Raw genomic sequence first — 13639 nt, 5'->3', positions numbered from 1 at the left:
TTCTGGCCGCTTCACTCGCGGGATGTAACACCGCCGCCGTGTCGCCACCCGAACCGCTACCCCCACCGCCTCCGCAACCGGGCCAGCTTGCGCCAATGACCGACGCAGTGAAGGAGCTTTATGGCGAGTGGCGACCCCTTTCAGGCTCGCACAGTGCAGGCACTGACCGCCTCACCATCTGGAGTCCGATGTTTTCGTGGGGTTCGGGTTGCGATCTGACACAGGGCCAACTGCGCGATCTGGGCGATGGGCGATATGCCGTCGAAGACTATACCCGCCCCTCTGCGGATTGCCGCTCACAACGGAGACTTGCCCCGTTTGACGCAGCGGAAGTGTCGATCACGATGCCAGACAGCACGACGTTGCGCATCGCACGCGGCGAGGAAACTTGGCTGTTTACCAAAGTGGATGTCGTTGGAACCTATCCAAGCGAAGACTTCGTCCGAGGCGATTGGCTGCTGGCGGACACGCGCGGCAGGCCGTTCCGAGGTGACGAATTGACGCGCGTCACCTTTGGCAACGACTATGAGGTCGAAACTGCAAATTGCACCTTTGCTACAAACGGTTGGGGGCCTGAGCGAGACTGGCAGGTTCGCGTCGGCGGCTCTTACCTGCGCGTAAACGAAAATTGTCGCGTCCGAACCTTGGGCGACCGATTGGCGAAGCTGGGCATGGGCGCAGAATTTGTTGCCGAGCCGGTCGAAACCCGCATGACCGTCAGGATTGGCGGGACGCGCGCCACACTTGTTCCCGCAGCGCGTTTCCCGGAACTGGCGCGCGATGCAGAAACGGTGGCGCCGTATCCTTGGGCGCAGGAAATGGCTGCGGCATCGGCAAAGCTGGACCTTAAAGAGCGTTTCGAACTGGCTTTGCGCGCGGTCGGGTTGGGCGGCGAGGGCTTCCCTGGCGTCGAAAATCCCGCCGATCCGCGCAAACTTGTCTTTTCGGGCCTGAATGCCTGGCAGCATGACCAAGCCGTCACGGCTGGGCTGTTGCCTGCTGCGGATCAGTCACATGAAAATCTGGAGCAGCATCTTGCCGATGCGCCCATTGTCGCACTGGCGGTGCTCGAGGGGATCAGGCCGGTCGATCGCAGCGATGGCCTGTCGCTCGATTACCTTTACCGCGTGCGCGAAAGCTGGCGGGGCAGGCGTCAAACCGGCGATCTTTTGATCGTCAGGATGCCGCCACTTTTGGACCAGAGCCGTTCGCCCGCCATCACGCCCGAAATCGGTGCCGAAGTGCTGTTGCTGGCAAGCAGAACCGGCTACATAGCTGGTCGGCTCAGCGAAGGCATGGCACCTGCCAATGATACGCGCATCGTGCAAATGACATTGCCTTTGATGCGGATTGTCGATGGCAATCTGGTCGAGGCTATTGAAGGCGCTAATGTGCTGGGTGCAGCAGGTTTTGCAGGAACCAGCGTGGATGAGGCGCGCGAACTGGCGCGGACGGCCGATCGCCGAATGATGGCAATTGCACCGCCGCGCCCCGCTGATGCATTCGGCAACTGGACTGTCCGCCGTTATTTCATAACGCGCATCGGGGACCGGGTCCTGCCTGACCCGACGCGGCTATGGATCGAATATGATGGCAGCACGAACATGGGCAATCCCAACGGTCATGGCGGCGTAAGAGCGTATTTTGACGGCTGCACACCCGTTTCCATTCAATTTACGGAAGGGAAACGCATAGCAAGCGCATCAGCGGTTGCCTGCCCGGGCGATCAGCCGAATGGCGATCCGGTGACGGAAATTGCAGTCCAGGACGCAGCGCAATGGATTGACCAAAACTACTTTCCCGACATCATTTGTGTCAGTACTTGTCCTACAGATCCGGAATATATTGTGCCATTGCCTGATGGTGATGTCGTCATGCGAGCGATGATGCAATGAAGGTCTCACCTGTCCTTCTCGCGGCATGTCTGTGTGCGTGCAATCCCGCCATCGACCAGACCGAAAGGGCCGATGCTGGTAATGCTAGCGAACCGGCGGCCCTTCCCTTGGAAGACATCGAGGGTCGTTGGCGGGTCGTAAGCGTCGATGGAACAAGTTTGCCGGAACTGGCCGGCAGCGGCCAAGCGCCCTATCTTTCGATTGGACCCCGAAGTGTGGGCGGATCGCTCGGTTGCAACAGCTTCGGAGCGCTCGCACTCTATACAGATGGGCGTTTTGCAATCCACAGCTGGAGCGGCACAGCGATGTATTGCGAAGGTATTGCTGAGCAGGAAAGGGTTATTTCCGAATTGTTTTTCGCGCAACCGACGGTGGAGCAGAAGGGAAGCCAAGTGGTCGTCCGCTCCGCAGAACATCAGGTGGTATTGTCAGACAGACAGGCTGACACTCTTGAGACTGCCGTCCCGGCGTCGCAGGCGCTCATCGGGACGAGATGGCGCATCTCATTTATCGACCAGAGCGAGAAAAGCACCAGTCCCGAAGACAGGTATCTGACCTTCACAGACGTGGGCTGGCAGGGACTAGCATCCTGCGCCACTCTGTTCGGCGCATATTCAACCAACAAAGGCCGTCTTATTGTTGAAGACGAGATCGCCAGCACCGAACAGCTTTGCCCTGAGGAATATGCCGCACTGGATGATGCGTTTGTCGATCTCATGCGATCTAACCCGCGCTATCTGGTGGGCCCCAATGGCGAACTCATCATTGCTGGGGACGGGCATGTGCTGACCGGAGGCGCGGCTCAATGATCCGCCCGGCGCTCATATTGCTGGCCGTCATGCTGCTCACCGCTTGTACCCAGCAAGCCGATCAGCAACTGCGTTGCACGTTCGATGCAAATGGCCGCATAGTTGCGGAGGCAGGCATTGCAGTCGCAGCTTGCGTGGAACCCGCATTAATTCCTACAGGTGCCTCGCAGGAAACCAGCGGTCGGCTAACCATTCTCGAAGCCCCCCTGCCACCTCCCTTTGCTAGCCTGGAAGGGGACTGGCCGCCGGACCCGGTAAACGAAGAGCCCAAACTGGCTCGCCCTGCGATCCCACCAGAACTTGCCTACTATGTCCGTGCGTTTCCGCAGGAAGAGCAGCCCGCAGGCGATGTTCTTTCACTCGCCTCTGAGCATGTAATTTTCCTGCGTGACGGATGTTTTTTTGCGGATATCGAAGGCGATGATGACCCATTGGTCATGTTTCCCTTCGGCGCCGCGCTTATAGTGGATGAGGACGGGTTTCTAGCGTTCGGTTCCCGCTATAAGCCCAATGGAGCGGGTAACGTGCGGGTCGGCCTGCCAGCACAAACCGGCATGGTTAGTCCGCTTTTCGACGCCCCAGAAGAGGTGTCCAAAGCGTGCGGTCACCGCAAGATGATCGCCGTAACGTCTGTGAGCAATCCCTTTGACTATCCGGAGCGTTTCAATCCTGCCCTCAGGCGATACGGCGAACGCAGTGGAGCCACCGACAAGCAGATCCTGGAACGCGCCAATCGCTGCGCGATCGACGCCGCAAAAAGGCAAGCTGATCGGCGGCTACGTACTTCCGCGCTGGAGCCGATCAACTGCAATCGCTTCTGGGGATTTTGACGCCTTTTTTGTGCGAGGCGTCGCTTGGTAAAATTGTGACATTGTGCGAAATGCTCACCGGCTAGCGATGTCTGCTTTCGAACAATCGGCGCAAGTCACCGAAGGTATCGAAAATGGAGCGCAAGGGTGCAGCGATTTGATGCCCGAAAAAGCTATCACTCAGCCCGAATAAACTCTTATGATGGCGGCGTAATTTGTAGGCTGACTGATGATAAGCCCGCAGAAAAGCCCGCCTTTTCTCCAGTCGGGAAATCCCGTACTCAAACCGAAGGCTCAATAGCCAGATCGCCATTGCTCGAAAGCATGCCTAAAAATGCTCGAAGGAGCATTCCTGGGAATTTGGAATTTCCTTGGGCAAAAGACTCCCCTAAGCACTTTGAGCAATGGCTCATTCGTATTTCTCCGAGAAGCACCATGACCTCATCGATAAGGCGGTCAACTTTGGTTTCTCGATAGGCTTAAGGAGTGACCGATCAGATCGCGCTGCAGCCGAACTTGCCTTAGCAGAGCTCTATATCGCTTGCGGAATTAGCCCGCCCGAAAAGGTGCTTTGGTTCGAAAGCCCTTATGAAAGCGTGAAGGCGCTAGCAGCTGAAAACAAGAAAGAGCGGTGGGGCTATCATACGGATACTTGGCGCAAACTCGTCGGAGACTTCGCATCGCTGAAGGCGAGCGCCATACCTCAACATGATCCGCGGGTACCATACGATATACGCCATATTAAACTCGATCTATCCAGCCGGATTGACATGAAAGTCTGGCATTGGGTGGGCGCGGAGCTGAGCAAGGACGTGCGAAAGCGGACGCGAATGCCAGTCAATGCTGTTGCTTCTCATGTCGGAGCACACTTCAACGCAAGACATGCCGCTGAGATTTATGTGCTTGAGCGACTGGGGCAGCAGGTCAAGCCAGAATTGGTAAGTTTCCGCCGAGCCACAGAACTCTTGTGGTGGTGGCACCCTGGCGAGAAGATCGCTTACGCGAGTGAACCACCAATAGCAGTGCATTTGGATGTTGAACCACGTCAACCTCGACTTCATTGCAAAAGCGGAAAGGCTATCCAGTTCGCGGACGGAACTGGATTTTCATCTTGGCACGGTCAGGTGATACCCGACCGTTGGGTCGATGGAAAACCACCATCACCTGAGCAGGCAGTATCTCGTAAAAATGAAGACGAACGCGCGGTTGCTTGCGAGATCGTAGGCTGGAACCGAATTTTCGATGCGCTAAGCGCCAGAAAAATTGATGAGCACAACGACGGCAATCATGCAGCTCTGTGGGAAATCAGTATCGCGGCCGGTACATCGCAGAGATATCTGGATTGCATTGACCGACGCGGCCAGCGAACTTTGATCTTGGTTGACAACTCTATTTCTAGCGTAGCGCAAGCAAAAGCTGGTTCGACAGTTTAACTCCACGACCTTTGTGGTCTGCAAAATTTTGCCAAACTGCTGAGATACCAAGGCGTCCGTTTTTGACGCATACAACTTTCATAGGGCTTCCTATGAGAAATCGAAAAGCGCTCCGCAGCAGAAACAAATACTCCCATGGCATGCATCAGCCCGCTGCGACCAGCGACGGCGAAGCGATCCGTTTCCGCCTCGCCTGGGCAGATGCTGTGAGCCGCCTTTCCCCCTTGATGCTGAACCGTCATGGCGAAGGGCTGCTCAGTGTTTTCTCACGCGTGAAGATCGGCGATGCCGATCTGCCCGATGTTGATGCAGCAGATGTCAAACCGTCTGATCGCCCCGCACTGATCAAGGAACTCGCTAGCGCGTGTCGTAATAGTTCAGGGCGTGTTCGCAAATCGGAGCTCGACAGGACAATGGGCTGGCTTGGTGAGCTGCTCGGCCTGGACAGTCTCGATCAAGCGATTGTCTCGCTATTCGCACGGGTCAATCTGTTTGAAGAATGGCAGGAGCTGCTCGATGTTTTGCCAGGCAATAGGGGATGCCACCTAACTCCAGCCGCAATCGCCCCCATCGTTGGCGCTACGCCTAACGCCGTTGATCGTCGGCTCCATATATCGGCACCAATCTGCGTCGGTGGGCTGGTCGATCGGGACCCTGACGGGGAGTTTTCTGCAGCCCAATATCTTCTTCGCATTGCCCGTTCCGGAGCGAGGAATAAGGCGCAGCTTGTCCGCACCCTAATGCCGCGATCCTCGCGCTCTTCTCTGCGTTGGACGGATTTCGATCATTTGGGCGTCCCACGAGAGATTGCCGAGAAGCTTGTTTCCAGCGGCGAGGCCGTCTCAATTCTACTCTACGGGCCACCTGGCACAGGCAAGACAGAATTTGCCCGGCTCCTGGCCTCTCGCGTCGACGCACACGCTCTGTTTGCCGGTGAAACCGATGAAAGCGGCAGGGAGCCGCACAGGCGGGAACGGTTGGCCCATCTCATGACGCTGCGCGCCATTACGCGCGGGGATCAAAAGCATTTGATCGTCATGGACGAGGCTGACGATGTTCTCCTCCTTGACCCCGAAGAACGCGGGCACCGCTCAAAGCTCTGGCTCAACAACCTTGTCGAAAGTGGCGCACGCGCGACAATCTGGATCATCAACGAGCCTCGCCGACTAGAGGAATCGATCGTCCGGCGAATGGATCTCGCCATCGAATTTCCAAAACCGTCCCAATCGGTCCGCGAACGCATAGTCCGCAGCCACATGCGCAAGCAGCGGCTCAAGCTGGCAGAGGAAACAGTCGCGCAGCTTGCGAGTTTGCCAGCAGCTCCGGCGATACTCGCATCTGCGGTCAGGGGTGCCAAGCGGGCTGGAGGCTCAGACTGCGAAGTTCTCGCTATAGGCACCGAGCTCGTCTCGGCGGTTTCGGGACGGCGACCATCACCCTACCGGTTTTACAAAGTCTATGACCCGGCGCTCTCGGTTGCCGACGTCGACCTCTCTGCTCTCGGCTATCAATTAAATCAGGCAGGCAATCTCGGTTGGAGCTTGCTCCTGTCCGGGCCATCGGGAACCGGCAAGAGCGCCTTTGCAAGGCATCTCGCTAATCAGCTGGGGATGGAGGCGATTGAGAAGCGCGGCTCTGACCTCCTCAATCCCTTTGTCGGAGGCACCGAACAGCTCATGGCCGAGGCGTTTCATGAGGCAGCGCGGTCCGGCGCTATGTTGCTCATCGATGAGGCGGACGACTTTCTTGCCAATCGTGCAGATGCCAGCAGGAGCTGGGAGCGCAGCATGGTCAAGGAGATGCTCCGGCAGATGGAAGGGCTGCGGTATCCTTTCGTGGCGACTACCAATCACGCGGCAATACTCGATCCCGCTTCGCAGCGCAGGTTTACCATGCGCGTCGCATTCCAAACTCTCGATGCGCAGCGCGCCCTTGATCTTTTCGAGCGCTATTTCTCCGTCGAGTATCCGGTGGAGCTGGCTCCGCCTCTTGACCAGACTCCAGGTGACTTCGCTGTAGTTGCCGCGCGGGCCCACTTGCTCGCCGTCAAGGATGCGTCTGTCTTGGCAAAATGGCTGCGTGAAGAGGCGGAAGCGCGCGGAGCGGTTGCCCGTCCAATTGGCTTCTGATTATCCGGTTCAATACTCACTCAAGTCGATGTCGTTTGCATCAAGGCGAACAGCAACTTTTCAATTGCTTATCAGGCAGTAAGCTTACTATGTCCGTTTTTGTCGGAGAGCGGTTCTAGGGGTTGCTCCAAGAGAACGATTGAGGAGCAAGGGCACATGGACAGAGTAAAAATCCGCTGGATAGAGCCGCAGCACACGGGCGATGACTTCGATCAGATCAAGCACGCCATGGAAGTCGGCGACGATGAAGGCCCGATCATCTTGCTGCCGGCTCGCCAGCGCCGTAGCGGGATCATCAAGGCCAGCGCTCGGTATCCCGCCCAGCTTTTTAAGAACCCGCTTTGGCTTGTCGCCCATCTGGTGGAACACGCAAACGATCTTGATCGCGAATTCTGGCTGGGGGTTTGCGAAGCTTCGCCCGAGAGCGAGGCTGATGTCGCAACATCAGGTGCATGGTATTTCAAGGAAATCTTGAATGAATTAGGCGGGATGAACCGTCGCTCGCGCCTTCCCGTAAGGGCCAAAGAGGAGGCCGAGAAATTCGCGGGCATGACGTATGGTGCTGTATCAGAGCCGCCACTGACCGCGATCGACATCATCATCGAAAATGCCGGTGAAGCGTTCAAAGATATCGCTCACGTTTTGGGCGATTTACCGCACAGCATCATGATTTCACGCGCTTGATGACCAGGGCTTCGTCTCAAGTTCGCCGGTCCGGGCTCTCCAAATCACGGATCAGTGCTTTCGAGCAGTGCCCGCGACGCTTGTGGCAACAGGTCCACGCGCGGGAGCGCTCGGAAATCGATGCATCGACCCAGATGAGTTTTGCCGCAGGGCATGCGGTGGGTGACCTCGCCTGCGCCCAGGTCGAACATGGCATAATGGTCGAGGCTGAGCCTGATCTGCAAGCCGCGCTTGTCCGTACAGCCGAACTCGTGGCGGCTGCCGACCGACCAATTTTCGAAGCGACCTTCGAGCATGAAGGCGTACTTGTTCGGGTTGATATTCTGGTCCCTGAACACTCGGCAGCTGGGCTCACCTGGCAAATCTATGAAGTGAAGAGTTCAGGAAGTGCCAAGCCGTATCACATTGGCGATCTTGCGACCCAATATTGGGTAATTGCAAATTGCGGCGTCGCCATTGCAAGCGCTTCGATCCGCCACATCGATACCAGTTTCGTGCTTGATTCGCCCGATGATTACACCGGCATCTTCAGTGACGCCTCACTGCTGAGCGATATTTCTGGGATCGCCACGACGCGGGACGCCATGGTCAAAGAAATCCGGCAGATGCTCGCGGGTGAGGAACCCGTTTGCGCAACCGGCAAACATTGCAGTTCGCCGTTTTCTTGTGAATTCTCAGGCCACTGCTCGAGTTTTGAGCCCGCCGGCCCTGCGTGGCCTATTGGTGAGCTGCCCAACACCGGCGCACGTCTCGCCGAGAAGTGGGCAAACGACGATATCTTCGAGATCGCTGACCTTCCCGAAAACGCGGGTCTGAATCCCCTTCACACTAGGATTAAGGAAGCAGTCCGCACTGGCGAAGTTTATCTCGATGTCGCTGGGGTCAGGAAAGCTACCGCCGACTGGGCTTTCCCGCGCATTTGGCTCGACTTCGAAACCATCGGCTTCGCCATTCCTCGCTGGGTAGGCACCAGCCCATATAGCCAAGTCCCGTTCCAGTTTTCCGCGCATGTTGAACAAGCAGACGGCGAGCTGGATCAAATCGAGGCGCTCGATCTTTCAGGTGAGGATCCCCGCGAGGCCATTGCCGAGGCGCTCGCTGGCCTCCCGGGTGAGGGCGCCGTAATTGCCTGGAACGCCGGGTTTGAGCGGCGCTGTTTGCGCTTGCTGGCGGAGGCGGTACCCTGTCACCGCGATGCGCTTCTGTCGCTTGCAGAGCGAACGGTCGATCTGCTCCCCGTAGCCAAGAACAACTACTATGACCGCGACCAGCGAGGCAGTTTCTCGATCAAAGCGGTGCTACCCACGCTTCTGCCCGAATTGGACTATGGCGACCTTCAAGTGGCTAATGGCGGGGATGCACAGCTTGCCTATATCGAAGCAACCGATCCCGATTGCTCGGAATATCGGCGCGGCGAACTGGCGGCTGGCCTGATTGCCTATTGCGAGCGGGATACGCTCGCGATGGTCGAGATTTATCGCAAATTGGCCGGGGGCTAGGAGCAATGGCCGAACGCCGCAAAGCGCCGCTCGACCGGGTCCTTACCTTGGTGAGGGCACTTGCCGACAGCGTTGAGGGATTGACGCTGGACGAGATGGCGGAGGTTCTTGGACAGAAGCGCCGGTCTGCCGAGCGGGCCCGCGACACGATCGCTTTTCATTTTGACCTCGACGAAATCGAAGACGGCAGACGCAAGCGCTTCCTGATCCGTGACTCGCTTCGCCGCCATTACGTCCGTCCGAACGCTGCCGAGCTGGCGGCACTTCAAGCCGAAGTGCTTGCAGCGACTAACGCGCAGTCTCCCCGGGCAGAATTGCTCGATGCGCTTCTGGTGAAGCTTCGCGCCAGTTTCGACGGCATGGAGAAGCGCCGCGTCGATCGTGACTTTGCCGAACTCGCCCGTTTGCAAAGGACGTTGGTTGGACCAGGCGCCGTGGCAAGGGTGGCGTCTGAAACCTTGGCGGCAGCGTCTCAGGCGATCTTCGCCGGCCAGTGCCTTGAGTTCGATTACCGGCGCGAGGGTGAGGATGAGACGGTATGGCGTAGGGTAATCCCGCACGGCATTCTGCATGGCAGCGTTAGCTATCTCGTTGGGGCTTTTCCCAAGGGTGGCTATGGATTGGTGACCTATAGGCTCGACCGGATTGAGAACGCACTGGTGTCGGAGGTTGCTGGCGCTGCGCCGGAAAACTTCGATCTTGATGAATGGCTGGCCGACAGTTTCGGTATGTTTCGCGAACAAACCCACCAAGTGCGTCTTCGCATTCTGCCAAAAGCTGCAGAGCGCGCAAAATCTTGGAGATTTCATCCTAAGCAAGAGCTAACCGAACTTGCCGACGGCGGAGTACGGATAACCTTTACCTCAGGGGGCCTGCTCGAACTCGCCAACCATCTTTTCACTTGGGCCGACGATTTTATCATTGAAGGGCCCGAGGAACTATGGATTGTTATGGATAGGCAAATCAGCGCAGCAAGAGCAATGCTCGAGAACAGCAAATCATGAAAAAATCGGCCTCTGAATCACTCCGTCAGGGGGTAGAAGCGTTTGGAACCGAATGGCAATTTCTCAACAAAAAGGCTCCTCGCTCGGAACGCCTTCGGGCAACAGTTGAGCAATTGCGCCCGTTATTGCTATCGACGCGGTCAAGGGCCAGCTCGCCCTACAAAATTGAACCTCTAAAACTAGAGAGCATAGCCGCAGAGCTACGTGAGGGAATCGTTTCGTCACGGGCATTGAGACCTGGATTCAATCCGTGGAGTCTCGCCGGATTGCGCCGCGACGAGGTGAAAACATGTGCATGCTTGGCGGCTTTCTTAAGCCCTAGGCAGAGTGGAGAAATCGCAAAAGCGCTACTTCAACAGATACTTAAACAAGCTATTCCGCCAATTAATGACCTGTTCGACCGAGGCGAACCTTACAGGGTCTACACCGAGCGCTATTTTCCGGGTGATCGCTCAACTCGCATGGATATCGTGATCGAAAGCCATCGCCAACTCCTCACTATCGAAGTGAAAATAGACGCATCAGAGGGCAAAGCGAAAAAAATTCCGTTAAATTCAATTGAACCTCCAGCGATCGATGCGTCGCAATTCTCCAGAGTTGTAGCTCGGACCCAAGCTCTCGCAAAAGAGAGACGAAAAGATGACTGGGCAGTATTAATCTTGGCAAAATCAAAGATCGAGCACGTCCCTCGCACTAGTGCGGTGCAGTGGAGAGAGGTCGCAAATGTGATGAGCCGAATAGCTAGGGTGGGAAAAGCCGGCCCCAGTTTGACCGCGGTTTTGCTGGCCGAATTCGGGATGCATCTAAGGTCGATATAAGAGGCGATTTATGAACGACAAAGGCAAGTTAGACGGTACAATCGTTCGGAACATTTCCGAAATTGAAGAAGCCCATCACATCTTAGAAGATGAGATGAGCCAGCGTTTAACGGATGAGATTATTGACGCGACAAAAACGACCTTGCCGCCGGGATGGGTTGTGGGGGAAGAGGAGTATTATCTTTGCAAGTTATATCCTTCTAGCTGGGTTGTAGACGAGGAAGGTACCCCTGATTTCTCACTAGCATTAGGCGAGATTGATGATGAGGATAGTGAACTAGAACACACGTGGTTAGCATGCGCTGTTCAAAGTGAGCCCAATCCATCGTCATTGGGCATCTACTTTCGATTTAATCATCGAACGTATAATCTTACAGAAGCAAAATTCGGAAAGCTTCTTGCCGATGACATTGCTTTGTTGGCACGGCTACAAAACATCGGCTTCAACAGATCTGATAATGGCAAATACTTGGTTTTTCCTGTCAAGCGTGTTGAGCAGGAGCTTTTGGCCAAGGCTTATGAAGAGGACGATTTTGATGCCGCTTTGGAACCCATAACGACCGCGATCTCTAAAATTTCAGGTGATGGCTCGAAAACCGTTCTGGATGGTCTAATCGATATTGTCAGGGCTCAATCGCCAGCCCGTCAATAAGAGCATCGAGCCATGGATTTGCCTACTTCAGCTTTAAATCCGACAGTCGATAGGAAGTGCCATGAAAGTTAGTAGAAGCACCGATCAATTTGGTAAGGAGATGGGGGCAGATTCAAGACCAATTTTCCGCTACATGTTAATTCGAGATTGGCAGCCAACTTTGCCATTGCTGTACGTTTGCATGAAGAATCCCAGTATCGCCTCTCGAGAAGTTGATGACAGAACAACCTCGACCCTTCGCGCTAGATTTGAACCGCTTGGCTTTGGCGGTATTTACGTCGTCAATTTGCATGCCGCCATTGACCAAGATCCTAGCAAGCTTGCCTTGATGACGGATGCGATCGGACCAGAAAATCACGTGCACATAGCAAGAGCTTTGCGGGAAGCGAAAGCTAGTAAGCAAGCAATGTTAGTCGGTTGGGGCAGAAATTCGAATGAACATGGGCTGTCCCCCGTCAGCACCTATGGCACAGATTTGAGGTTGTGATTTAAGGAGGATTTGGGCTTCGTCGTAGTGACGAAGGAACGAAGATGAAGCCCAAATCCTCAAGGTCCAAATTGCCTGCCGAGCAGGTGGTCAAGGACATCCGCCGCAAGACCCGTCGGCATTTTTCATCGGAAGACAAGATCAGGATCGTGCTGGAAGGCCTGCGCGGCGATGACTCGATAGCTGAGTTGTGCCGCAAGGAAGGCATTGCCCAGAGCCTGTACTACACCTGGTCCAAGGAGTTCATGGAGGCCGGCAAACGCCGCCTGGCTGGCGACACCGCCCGTGCAGCGACTACGGACGAAGTCAGGGATCTGCGCCGTGAGGCCCGCGATCTGAAGGAATGCGTGGCCGACCTCATCCTGGAGAACCGCTTGCTCAAAAAAAGCATGATCGCGGATGGGGGAGACGACGCATGAGATACCCCGCATCCGAGAAGCTGGAGATCATCAGGATCGTTGAGCAATCGCATCTCCCGGCCAAGCGCACGTTGGACCAGCTCGGCGTCGCACGGCGCACCTTCTACCGCTGGTATGACCGTTACCTTGAAGGCGGGCCGGAGGCGCTGGCAGACAGGTCATCGACGCCGATCCGCGTGTGGAACAGGATCGCACCCGAGGTTCAGGATCAGATCGTCGAGATGGCGCTGGAGCAGACTGACCTCAGCCCAAGGGAACTGGCGGTGCGCTTCACTGACGAGAAGCGCTACTTCGTGTCGGAAGCCACCGTCTACCGGCTGCTCAAGGCCCACGATCTGATCACCAGTCCGGCCTATACTGTGATCAAGGCGGCAGAGGCGTTCCACACCCAGACCATGCGCCCCAACGAGATGTGGCAGACCGACTTTACCTACTTCAAGATCATCGGGTGGGGCTGGGTCTACCTCTCGACCGTGCTCGACGATTACTCGCGCTACATCATCGCCTGGAAGCTCTGCACCACCATGCGAGCCGAGGACGTCACCGACACGCTCGACATGGCTCTGGCAGCCTCAGGCTGCGACCATGCCAATGTGCTGCACAGACCACGTCTGCTGAGCGACAACGGTCCCAGCTACATCGCCGGGGAACTGGCCGAATACATCGAAGCGAACCGGATGAGCCATGTGCGCGGTGCACCCTTCCATCCGCAGACCCAGGGCAAGATCGAGAGATGGCATCAAACGCTAAAGAACCGCGTGCTGCTCGAAAACTACTTCCTGCCTGGCGACCTCGAACAGCAGATCGAGGCGTTCGTCGAGCATTACAACCACCAGCGCTATCACGAAAGCCTCGACAACGTGACGCCTGCCGATGCCTACTTCGGCAGGGCTCCCGCCATCATCAAACGACGAGAAAGGATCAAGCGAAAGACACTCGAACATCGGCGCTTGCAACACCGCAAGCTCGCCGCCTAAACATCAAACCCAGACGAGGCCCGC

12 protein-coding genes are annotated in these 13639 nt (G+C 56.4%); all 12 read left to right on the top strand.

All coding sequences use genetic code 11. The features are described 5' to 3' along the window. Positions 1-95: 95 nt before the first annotated feature. The 12 genes from ACWIKC_RS11460 (at position 96) to ACWIKC_RS11405 (ending at position 13615) form a co-directional block, all read left to right on the top strand. Positions 96-1895, top strand: coding sequence for a hypothetical protein (locus ACWIKC_RS11460; RefSeq protein ID WP_454597630.1), 1800 nt, complete (start codon positions 96-98; stop codon positions 1893-1895). Further along, positions 1892-2704, top strand: a complete 813-nt coding sequence (locus ACWIKC_RS11455) for an META domain-containing protein (protein ID WP_454597629.1) — start codon at positions 1892-1894, stop codon at positions 2702-2704. The genes ACWIKC_RS11460 and ACWIKC_RS11455 overlap by 4 nt, the downstream gene beginning before the upstream one ends. After that, entirely contained in the window at positions 2701-3534 is an 834-nt protein-coding gene (locus tag ACWIKC_RS11450) for a hypothetical protein (RefSeq protein WP_454597628.1), read from the top strand. Before ACWIKC_RS11455 ends, ACWIKC_RS11450 begins: the two co-directional genes overlap by 4 nt. Positions 3535-3917: 383 nt before the next feature. After that, positions 3918-4946 (top strand): DUF6745 domain-containing protein, encoded by a 1029-nt coding sequence (locus ACWIKC_RS11445; RefSeq protein WP_454597627.1) that lies wholly within the window; start codon positions 3918-3920, stop codon positions 4944-4946. A 92-nt stretch (positions 4947-5038) separates the two neighbouring features. Further along, entirely contained in the window at positions 5039-7075 is a 2037-nt protein-coding gene (locus ACWIKC_RS11440) for an AAA family ATPase (RefSeq protein ID WP_454597626.1), read from the top strand. A gap of 156 nt (positions 7076-7231) precedes the next feature. Continuing rightward, positions 7232-7759 carry a hypothetical protein gene (locus tag ACWIKC_RS11435; protein WP_454597625.1) on the top strand — a complete coding sequence of 176 codons (528 nt, stop codon included), beginning with the start codon at positions 7232-7234 and terminating at the stop codon, positions 7757-7759. A gap of 80 nt (positions 7760-7839) precedes the next feature. Continuing rightward, positions 7840-9258: a DUF2779 domain-containing protein gene (locus tag ACWIKC_RS11430; protein ID WP_454597624.1), complete on the top strand. Its 1419-nt coding sequence runs from the start codon at positions 7840-7842 to the stop codon at positions 9256-9258. Positions 9259-9263: 5 nt separating this feature from the next. Then, positions 9264-10262, top strand: a complete 999-nt coding sequence (locus ACWIKC_RS11425; protein ID WP_454597623.1) for a helix-turn-helix transcriptional regulator — start codon at positions 9264-9266, stop codon at positions 10260-10262. Further along, a complete protein-coding gene (locus ACWIKC_RS11420; protein WP_454597622.1) occupies positions 10259-11080 on the top strand; it encodes a PD-(D/E)XK nuclease family protein in 822 nt (273 codons plus the stop codon). The genes ACWIKC_RS11425 and ACWIKC_RS11420 overlap by 4 nt, the downstream gene beginning before the upstream one ends. A 10-nt stretch (positions 11081-11090) precedes the next feature. Then, positions 11091-11732: a hypothetical protein gene (locus ACWIKC_RS11415; protein ID WP_454597621.1), complete on the top strand. Its 642-nt coding sequence runs from the start codon at positions 11091-11093 to the stop codon at positions 11730-11732. 61 nt (positions 11733-11793) lie between these two features. Further along, positions 11794-12219, top strand: coding sequence for a DUF1643 domain-containing protein (locus ACWIKC_RS11410; RefSeq protein WP_454597620.1), 426 nt, complete (start codon positions 11794-11796; stop codon positions 12217-12219). A gap of 44 nt (positions 12220-12263) precedes the next feature. After that, positions 12264-13615, top strand: a protein-coding gene (locus ACWIKC_RS11405) for an IS3 family transposase (RefSeq protein ID WP_454597619.1) whose coding sequence is annotated in 2 segments (ribosomal slippage) — positions 12264-12599 and positions 12602-13615 — 1350 coding nt in all. Because the reading frame shifts where the segments join, the coding sequence is not laid out codon by codon here. Positions 13616-13639 lie beyond the last annotated feature (24 nt).

This window comes from Qipengyuania sp. SM2507, assembly GCF_053714505.1.
This window is presented reverse-complemented; position numbering and strand designations above follow the sequence as displayed.

What these genes read in the sequence shown, in the direction of transcription:
- ACWIKC_RS11460 (WP_454597630.1), top strand. Translation starts at nt 96, where the DNA reads ATGACCGACGCAGTGAAGGAGCTTTATGGCGAGTGGCGACCCCTTTCA.
- ACWIKC_RS11455 (WP_454597629.1), top strand. Translation starts at nt 1,892, where the DNA reads ATGAAGGTCTCACCTGTCCTTCTCGCGGCATGTCTGTGTGCGTGCAAT.
- ACWIKC_RS11450 (WP_454597628.1), top strand. Translation starts at nt 2,701, where the DNA reads ATGATCCGCCCGGCGCTCATATTGCTGGCCGTCATGCTGCTCACCGCT.
- ACWIKC_RS11445 (WP_454597627.1), top strand. Translation starts at nt 3,918, where the DNA reads ATGGCTCATTCGTATTTCTCCGAGAAGCACCATGACCTCATCGATAAG.
- ACWIKC_RS11440 (WP_454597626.1), top strand. Translation starts at nt 5,039, where the DNA reads ATGAGAAATCGAAAAGCGCTCCGCAGCAGAAACAAATACTCCCATGGC.
- ACWIKC_RS11435 (WP_454597625.1), top strand. Translation starts at nt 7,232, where the DNA reads ATGGACAGAGTAAAAATCCGCTGGATAGAGCCGCAGCACACGGGCGAT.
- ACWIKC_RS11425 (WP_454597623.1), top strand. Translation starts at nt 9,264, where the DNA reads ATGGCCGAACGCCGCAAAGCGCCGCTCGACCGGGTCCTTACCTTGGTG.
- ACWIKC_RS11420 (WP_454597622.1), top strand. Translation starts at nt 10,259, where the DNA reads ATGAAAAAATCGGCCTCTGAATCACTCCGTCAGGGGGTAGAAGCGTTT.
- ACWIKC_RS11415 (WP_454597621.1), top strand. Translation starts at nt 11,091, where the DNA reads ATGAACGACAAAGGCAAGTTAGACGGTACAATCGTTCGGAACATTTCC.
- ACWIKC_RS11410 (WP_454597620.1), top strand. Translation starts at nt 11,794, where the DNA reads ATGAAAGTTAGTAGAAGCACCGATCAATTTGGTAAGGAGATGGGGGCA.